The sequence below is a fragment of the Streptomyces sp. NPDC034111 genome, from assembly GCF_055575375.1.
The window spans coordinates 188,303-195,787 of the sequence record NZ_JBVIST010000012.1; the positions used below are offsets into that span (position 1 = coordinate 188,303).

The 7,485-nt window shown below is 72.7% G+C and carries 7 protein-coding genes; 3 read left to right on the plus strand and 4 right to left on the minus strand.

Annotated features, from left to right (window positions below; translation table 11 throughout):
* The first annotated feature begins 17 nt into the window (after window positions 1–17).
* The 3 genes from ACZ55A_RS25260 to ACZ55A_RS25270 all read left to right on the plus strand — a co-directional run bounded on the left by ACZ55A_RS25260 (window position 18) and on the right by ACZ55A_RS25270 (window position 2,779).
* Entirely contained in the window at window positions 18–1,013 is a 996-nt protein-coding gene (locus ACZ55A_RS25260; protein WP_468844237.1) for an aldo/keto reductase, read from the plus strand.
* The gene (locus ACZ55A_RS25265) at window positions 1,013–1,846 is read left to right on the plus strand and encodes an amidohydrolase family protein (protein ID WP_468844207.1); all 834 of its coding nucleotides are present in this window, start codon (window positions 1,013–1,015) and stop codon (window positions 1,844–1,846) included. Before ACZ55A_RS25260 ends, ACZ55A_RS25265 begins: the two co-directional genes overlap by 1 nt.
* 150 nt (window positions 1,847–1,996) lie before the next feature.
* Window positions 1,997–2,779, plus strand: coding sequence for an SDR family NAD(P)-dependent oxidoreductase (locus tag ACZ55A_RS25270; RefSeq protein WP_468844209.1), 783 nt, complete (start codon window positions 1,997–1,999; stop codon window positions 2,777–2,779).
* Between the two features lie 48 nt (window positions 2,780–2,827).
* On the opposite strand, the gene ACZ55A_RS25275 is transcribed toward ACZ55A_RS25270, so the two are convergent.
* The 4 genes from ACZ55A_RS25275 to ACZ55A_RS25290 form a co-directional block, all read right to left on the minus strand.
* Window positions 2,828–3,499 (minus strand): FadR/GntR family transcriptional regulator, encoded by a 672-nt coding sequence (locus ACZ55A_RS25275; protein ID WP_468844211.1) that lies wholly within the window; start codon window positions 3,497–3,499, stop codon window positions 2,828–2,830.
* A gap of 60 nt (window positions 3,500–3,559) precedes the next feature.
* A complete protein-coding gene (locus ACZ55A_RS25280) occupies window positions 3,560–4,606 on the minus strand; it encodes a glycoside hydrolase family 18 protein (RefSeq protein WP_468844214.1) in 1,047 nt (348 codons plus the stop codon).
* 181 nt (window positions 4,607–4,787) lie between these two features.
* Window positions 4,788–6,392, minus strand: coding sequence for a glycerol-3-phosphate dehydrogenase/oxidase (locus ACZ55A_RS25285; protein ID WP_468844216.1), 1,605 nt, complete (start codon window positions 6,390–6,392; stop codon window positions 4,788–4,790).
* 13 nt (window positions 6,393–6,405) lie between these two features.
* On the minus strand, window positions 6,406–7,485 hold a 1,080-nt coding region (locus ACZ55A_RS25290; protein ID WP_468844218.1), incomplete at its 5' end, for an FGGY family carbohydrate kinase.

Sequence of the window (7,485 nt, forward strand, 5' to 3'; positions counted from 1 at the left end):
CTTACGGGACACGGGAGCTGGGGCGCAGCGGCGTCACCGTCCCGCCGCTCGGCCTGGGCTGCGCACCGCTCGGCAACCTCTACCGCGCCGTGCCCGAGCGGCAGGCGCAGGACGTGGTCAGCACCGCCCTCGCCGCCGGCGCCTGCTACTTCGACACCGCGCCGCACTACGGCCTGGGCCTGTCCGAGGAGCGCCTCGGCCGGGCCCTGCGGGGCCGCGACCGGGCCACGTACACCCTGTCCACCAAGGTGGGCCGCCGGCTGCGCCCACTCGCACCGGGGGAGGAGAGGGCCGGCGAGGGCTTCGTCGACACCCCCGCTCTGGCCCGCGTCCGTGACCACTCCCGCGACGGCATCCGCGCCACACTGGAGGCCTCCCTGGAACGGCTCGGGGTGGACGCCGTCGACATCGTCTACCTGCACGACGTCGAGGACCATCTGCCCGAGGTGTACGAGACCGGCTTCCCGGCCCTGGCCGAGCTGCGCGCCCAGCAGGTCGTGCGCGCCATCGGCTTCGGCATGAACCACAGCGGGGTGCTGGCCCGGCTGGTGGCGGACCTCGACGTGGACGTGGTCCTCTGCGCCGGCCGCTGGACGCTGCTGGAGCGCACCGCCTACGACGATCTGCTGCCGCTGTGCGCGCGGCGCGGCACCTCGGTGGTCGTCGGCGGCGTCTACAACTCCGGTCTGCTGGCCGACCCGTCGCCCGGCGCGCCCTACGACTACGCGCCCGCGCCCGCCGCGCTGGTCGACCGGGCGCGTCAACTCGCGGACGTCTGTGCCGCGTTCGGGGTACCCCTGAAGGCGGCGGCGCTCCGCTTCCCGTTCGGGCACCCGGCCGTGGCCTCGGCCGTGGTCGGCGCCGCCACACCGGGGGAGATGGCGGAGAACGCCGCCCTGTTCACCCGGGAGATCCCCGACGCGCTGTGGCATACGCTCGTCGCCCGCGGACTGCTCGACCCCGACCTGCCGCTGCCCCTGAACGACCGAGCCCGCCCCGGGAGGGCGCCCTGATGCGTATCGACGCCCATCACCACCTGTGGGATCCCGGCCGGCGCGCACAGCCGTGGATGGACGGCCCCTGGGCCGATCCCCTCCGCCGCCGCTATGCGCTGAGCGACCTCGCCCCGCATCTGTCCGAGCACCACATCGACGCCACGGTCCTCGTCCAGTCGTCGTCCTCGTACGAGGAGACCGCCGAACTCCTCGCCGTCGCGGCGGGGGAGGGGCCGGTCGCCGGGGTCGTCGGCTGGGCCGATCTCACCGACCCGGCGCTCGACGAAGCGCTCGCGGCGCTGCCGGCCGGGCTGGTCGGCGTCCGGCACCAGGTCCAGGACGAGCCGGACCCCGGCTGGCTCACCCGCCCCGATGTCCTGCGCGGTCTGGGGGTGCTGGCCGACGCCGGTCTGGTCTACGACCTGCTGGTCACCCCGCGCGAACTGCCCGCCGCACTCACCGCGGTACGCGCCCTGCCGCAGCTGGACTTCGTCCTCGACCACGCCGGCAAACCGGCGGTGGGGAAGGGCGACTGGCAGCCGTGGGCCGATGCCCTCGGCGCCCTCGCCGGGCTGCCGAACGTCAGCTGCAAACTGTCCGGGCTGGTCACCGAGGCCGACTGGGACGCCTGGCGGCCGCAGCAGATCCTGCCCTACGCCCGGCATGTGCTGGACGCCTTCGGCCCCGGCCGGGTGATGTTCGGCTCCGACTGGCCGGTGTGCACCCTGGCCGCCGGCTACGAGGACGTCATCGCCCTCGCGGAGGCCGCCACCGGCCGGCTCGGCCCGGCGGAGCGGTCGGCGGTCTTCGGGGGGACCGCGGCGCGGGTGTACGGAGTCGGGACGCCGTAGCCGGAACAGCCGCCGGGGCCGCGGTGTCGGCGTCCGGATTCCGCCAGCTCCGGGCCCGTCCGCGCCCGAGGATCGAGTCGTACCGCGACGAGCCGCGGTGCTCGTCCCGAGGGGACGACCGAGGTACGACGAAGGTGACGGGTGAGGACGATGGCAGCGACCGTACTGGCGGCGCGGGCGGTGGAGAGCGGCAGCGGGCCGCTCACCGGCAAGGTGGCGCTGGTCACCGGCGGCAGCCGGGGGATCGGCGAGGCGATCGCGCGGCGGCTGGCCGCCGACGGGGCGGCGGTGGCCCTGACGTATCAGAGCCGGCAGGAGGCGGCCGACCGGGTCGTCAAGGAGATCGAGCGGGCCGGCGGGCAGGCCTGGGCGGTGCGGGCCGACAGCGGCGACGCGGAGGCGGTGTGGGCCGCGGTGGCCGGCACCGCGGACCGCTTCGGACGGCTGGACATCCTCGTCAACAACGCGGGGACCGGGGTGCTCGGCCCGTTCGAGGCGTTCTCCCTGGCCGATGTCGACCGGGTGCTGCGGACCAATGTCCGGGGACCGTTCCTGACGGCGCAGGCCGCGGCCGCCCATCTGACCGAGGGCGGGCGGATCATCTCCATCGGCAGCTGCATGGCCGAGCGGGCCGCCTTCCCCGGCGGCACCCTCTACGCCACCAGCAAGGCCGCGCTGAGCGGCCTGACCAGGACGCTGGCCAGGGAGTTGGGACCGCGCGGGATCACCGCCAACCTCCTCACCCCCGGCCCCATCGACACCGACATGAACCCGGCCGACGGCGAGAGCGCGGAGTTCCAGGCCGGACTGACCACGCTGGGGGTGTACGGCCGGGCCTGGGACGTCGCGGCGACCGTGGCGCATCTGGCGGGCGAGGGCGGACGCTACATCACGGGCGCCTCGATCGCGGTGGACGGGGGCTTCGCCGTCTGAGGACGGGACGGGGCGGGGCGGCAGCGGTGTCCGGGCCGCCGGCCCCGCTCACAACGACGCGCGCAACCACTGCTCCACGCTGGCGATATGCACCGTCGACCAGGCCCGCGCCGCCTCCGCATCGCGGTCGCGCAGCGCGCCGAGGATCGCCCGGTGCTCGGTGAGGGTGCGGGTCACCGCGTCCTTCTGCGTCAGCCCGCGCCAGATCCGGGCCCGGGTGGTCGGTCCTGACAGCCCCTCCAGCAGCGAGCAGAGCACGGAATTGCCGGACGCCGCGACGATCCCGCGGTGGAACTCCAGGTCGCAGGCGACCAGATCCTCCACCGAAGGGTCCGGCCCCAGCGCGTTCAACTGGGTTTCCAGGGTGTCCAGTTCGTCCGCCCCGATCCGGCCGGCCGCCATGGCCGTGGCGGCCGGCTCCAGGATCCGGCGGACCGCAAGGAACTCCAGCACGGTGTCGTCGCGGTGGAAGTCCACCACGAAACTCATGGCCTCCAGCAGGAGTTGCGGATCCAGGCTGGTGACGTAGGTGCCGTCGCCCTGGCGCACGTCCAGGATGCGGATGAGGGAGAGCGCGCGCACCGCCTCGCGCAGCGAGTTGCGGGACAGGCCGAGCTCGGCGGCCAGCTCGCTCTCCTTCGGCAGCCGGTCGCCCGGCCGCAGCGCACCGGAGACGATCATGCCCTTGATCTTCTCGATGGCCTCGTCCGTGACCGCCATGCCGACCTCCCCGCTCCGGGCCCGCCCGGATGCCGCACAGACATCCGATGTCTGAGGTCATTATGACCTCCGGGACCCGCCCCAACCGCTCCGGTACGCCGCCCAGTCCTCCTCCGTGGCCGCGAAATCGACATACAGCGCCATACCGAACCGCCGGCGGCCCGGGTCCTCGCGGGTCAGCCCCAGCCGTATGCCCCGCACCGCCGCCCGTACCGTCTCCGCCGAGGCGTGATGGCCGATGCCTTCGGTGTGGAAGAACGGCAGCCCCATCAGCAGATCGGTGTGCCGCCCGGTCACCTCCAGCGCCAGCCGGGTCTGCTGCGCCACATAGCCGCCGTACAGGCTCTCGGCCGGCAGACCGGTGTCGTACGACATCAGCGCGATCTGGTCGACCCGGCGCGCCACCTGCCCGAAGAACCGCTGGGATATCCACTTGCGATGGCCCGTCACCGCCCCGCTGACCGTGTGCAGCCCGGGCAGCGGATCGATCTGATGGACCGCTACGGACAGGATCCCGCCCCGGCGGTGGACCGCGGGCCCGAGCCGGTCCAGCAGCCGCAGATAGTCGGGGTTGTCGGAGTGCAGCGGCTCCACATCCAGATGGACCCCGGTGAAGCCGTCCGCCAGCACCTGACGGGCGCTCGCCACGATCGCCGCACGGGACGCCGCGTCCGACAGCCGCAGCCCGCCCCGCTGCCCGGGCTCGTACACCAGCCGGTCGCCCAGCCAGGCGTGCACCCGCACCGACGGCAGCTCGCGGTGCACCGCGGCGATCAGCCAGCGCGCCCGCGGATAGGCCCGGCGGGCCGGCGGCAGGGTGCCGTCGTGCTCCAACGGCCCTGCGTGGACGTACAGATCACGGATCCCGGTGCCCTCGATGCGCCGGCGCAGCGCCGCCACATCGGCGTCGTCCCGCCGTCCGTCAACCCAGGCGTGCCCGAGCCAGAAGGCGTCCCGCCCGCGCGTGGTGGCCTCCGGCGCGGCCGCCCCCGCGTACTGGGCGCGCAGCGCCGTCGCCGCCACCGTCAGCGGCAGCACGATCAGTACGGCGACCGTCCAGGCCGCCCATTTCGCCACCCGCCGCACACGCCGCCGAGCCATGGTCATCCCCCCGTTGAATCCCCCGTTGTTTCTCTCGGTGACCATCATGGCACCCGCCACTGACAGTCACCTCCGGCCCCTGGCCCACGCCCAAAAGCGCAGACGACGAGGGGGCGGCCCCTCGCGGAACCGCCCCCTCGTCACCCGGCGTTACGGCACGCCGTCTGCCGGACCCTCTGCCGGACCGTCAGCCGGCCAGCATGTCCTTGACCTTGGTGCGGACATCCTCCGTGTCCAGACCGCGGATCATCAGCGTCGTACGGCGGCGCAGCACATCGTCGACCGTCTCGGCCCACTCGTTGTCGCGGGCGTAGGCGACCTGTGCCCAGATCTCCGGCGCGTCCGGGTGGATGCGCTCGGCCAGCGCCGGGTCCTCGTTCGCCAGCCGGGCGATGTCGAAGGAGAGCGAACCGTAGTGGGTGGCCAGGTGGCGGGCGGTGTCCGGGGCCATGTGCGGGCCGGGGGTGCCACCGTCGACGAGGAGCCGGTGGGCGACCGCGTTGGGGTTGGCGATACCGGGCAGCGGCAGCTTCTTCGGCAGGCGGGAGACCGGCTCCATGTCCTCGGCCAGCGGGTGGCCGGGCAGCGCGGCGAGCTTGTTCATGACCGTACGGCCGATGTGCCGGAAGGTCGTCCACTTGCCGCCGGCGACCGACAGCATGCCGCCGCTGCCCTCGGTGACGACCGTCTCGCGCTTGGCCTTGGAGGTGTCGCCGGGCCCGCCGGGCAGCACCCGCAGACCCGCGAAGGAGTAGGTGATCAGGTCACGGGAGAGCTGCTGGTCACGGATGGAGAAGGCGGCCTCGTCCAGGATCTGGGCGGTGTCCTTCTCGTTGACCGCGACGTCCGCCGGGTCGCCCTCGTACTCCTCGTCGGTGGTGCCCAGCAGCAGCATGTCCTCCCAGGGGAGGGCGAAGGTGATGCGGTACTTGTCGATCGGGGTGGCCAGCGCGGCCTTCCAGGGGGCGGTGCGCTTGAGGACCAGGTGCGCGCCCTTCGACAGCCGGATGGAGGGGGCCGCGTTCGGGTCCTCCATCTTGCGCAGGTGGTCGACCCAGGGGCCGGTGGCGTTGAGCACCAGGCGGGCGTTGACGCCGAACTCCTCACCGTCCATCCGGTCCTTGAGCTCCGCGCCGGTGACCCGGCCCTGGGTGAAGCGCAGTCCGGTGACCTCGGCGTGGTTGAGGACGGTGGCGCCCGCCGCGACCGCCGCGCGGACGGTCATCAGGGCCATCCGGGAGTCGTTCATCTGGTCGTCGCCGTAGACGGCCACGGCCTTGAGGTTGTCGGTACGCAGCTCGGGAACGTCGCGCTGCGCCTTGGCGGGGGATATGACGTGCCCGACGCCGTCACCGAACGCGGAGAGCGCGGAGTAGGCGAAGACACCGGCGCCGAGCTTGGCCGCGCCGTGCGGGCCGCCCTTGTAGACGGGCAGGTAGAAGGTCAGGGGGTTGGCGAGGTGCGGTGCGACCTGGCGGGACACCGCACGCCGCTCGAAGTGGTTCTCCGCGACCAGCTTGACCGCGCCGGTCTGGAGGTAGCGCAGACCGCCGTGCAGCAGCTTGGAGGAGGCGGAGGAGGTGGCGCCGGCGAAGTCACCGGCGTCCACCAGGGCCACCCGCAGCCCGGCCTGCGCGGCGTGCCAGGCAGTGGAGATGCCCAGGATGCCGCCACCGATCACCAGGAGGTCGTATGTCGCCTTGGAAAGCTGCTCCCGAGTCTCGGCGCGGCTCGCGTTCGAACCGTAGGCCGGGTGCGTCCCGAGTGCCGGGACGCTCTGCAGGGTGCTCATGATGTGCTCCTCGTCAGCTCTCGTCGTCGAGCCAGCCCATGGTCCGCTCGACGGCCTTGAGCCAGTTCTTGTATTCGCGGTCACGGGTGGCCGCTTCCATCCGGGGGGTCCATTCGGCGGCCCGGCGCCAGTTGGCGCGCAGCTCGTCGGTGCTGGACCAGAAGCCGACGGCCAGTCCGGCCGCGTAGGCAGCGCCGAGGCAGGTGGTCTCGGCCACCATCGGGCGCACCACGGGCGCGTCCAGGAAGTCCGAGATGGTCTGCATCAGCAGGTTGTTGGAGGTCATACCGCCGTCGACCTTGAGCGCGGTCAGTTCGACGCCGGAGTCCTTGGTCATGGCGTCGGTGATCTCGCGGGTCTGCCAGGCGGTGGCCTCGAGCACGGCGCGCGCGATGTGCGCCTTGGTGACATAGCGGGTCAGGCCCGCGATGACACCGCGTGCGTCCGAGCGCCAGTAGGGGGCGAACAGGCCGGAGAAGGCCGGTACGAAGTAGGCGCCGCCGTTGTCCTCGACCGTGCTGGCGAGGGTCTCGATCTCGGCCGCGCTGTTGATGAGGCCCATCTGGTCGCGCATCCACTGGACGAGCGAGCCGGTGACGGCGATGGAGCCTTCCAGGGCGTAGACCGGCTGCTGGTCGCCGATGCGGTAGCCGACCGTGGTCAGCAGCCCGTTGTAGGAGTTGACCGGCTCGTGGCCGGTGTTCATCAGCATGAACGTGCCGGTGCCGTACGTGGACTTGGCCTCGCCCTGCTCGAAGCAGGTCTGGCCGAAGAGCGCGGCCTGCTGGTCGCCGAGCGCCGAGGCGACCGGGACCCCGGCGAGCACGCCGCCGGCGGAGTGGCCGTAGACCTCGGAGGAGGACTTGATCTCCGGCAGCACGGCCGCGGGGATGTCCATCGACGCGAGGATCTTCTCGTCCCATGCCAGCGTGTGCAGGTTCATCAGCATGGTGCGCGAGGCATTGGTGACGTCGGTGACGTGGTGGCCGCCGTCGACGCCGCCGGTGAGGTTCCAGATGACCCAGGAGTCCATGGTGCCGAAGAGGATGTCGCCGGCTTCGGCGCGCTCGCGCAGGCCCTCGACGTTGTCGAG

Coding starts and splice junctions, on each gene's coding strand:
- ACZ55A_RS25265 (WP_468844207.1), top strand. CDS start 1,013: ATGCGTATCGACGCCCATCACCACCTGTGGGATCCCGGCCGGCGCGCA.
- ACZ55A_RS25270 (WP_468844209.1), top strand. CDS start 1,997: ATGGCAGCGACCGTACTGGCGGCGCGGGCGGTGGAGAGCGGCAGCGGG.
- ACZ55A_RS25280 (WP_468844214.1), bottom strand. CDS start 4,606: ATGACCATGGCTCGGCGGCGTGTGCGGCGGGTGGCGAAATGGGCGGCC.
- ACZ55A_RS25275 (WP_468844211.1), bottom strand. CDS start 3,499: ATGGCGGTCACGGACGAGGCCATCGAGAAGATCAAGGGCATGATCGTC.
- ACZ55A_RS25285 (WP_468844216.1), bottom strand. CDS start 6,392: ATGAGCACCCTGCAGAGCGTCCCGGCACTCGGGACGCACCCGGCCTAC.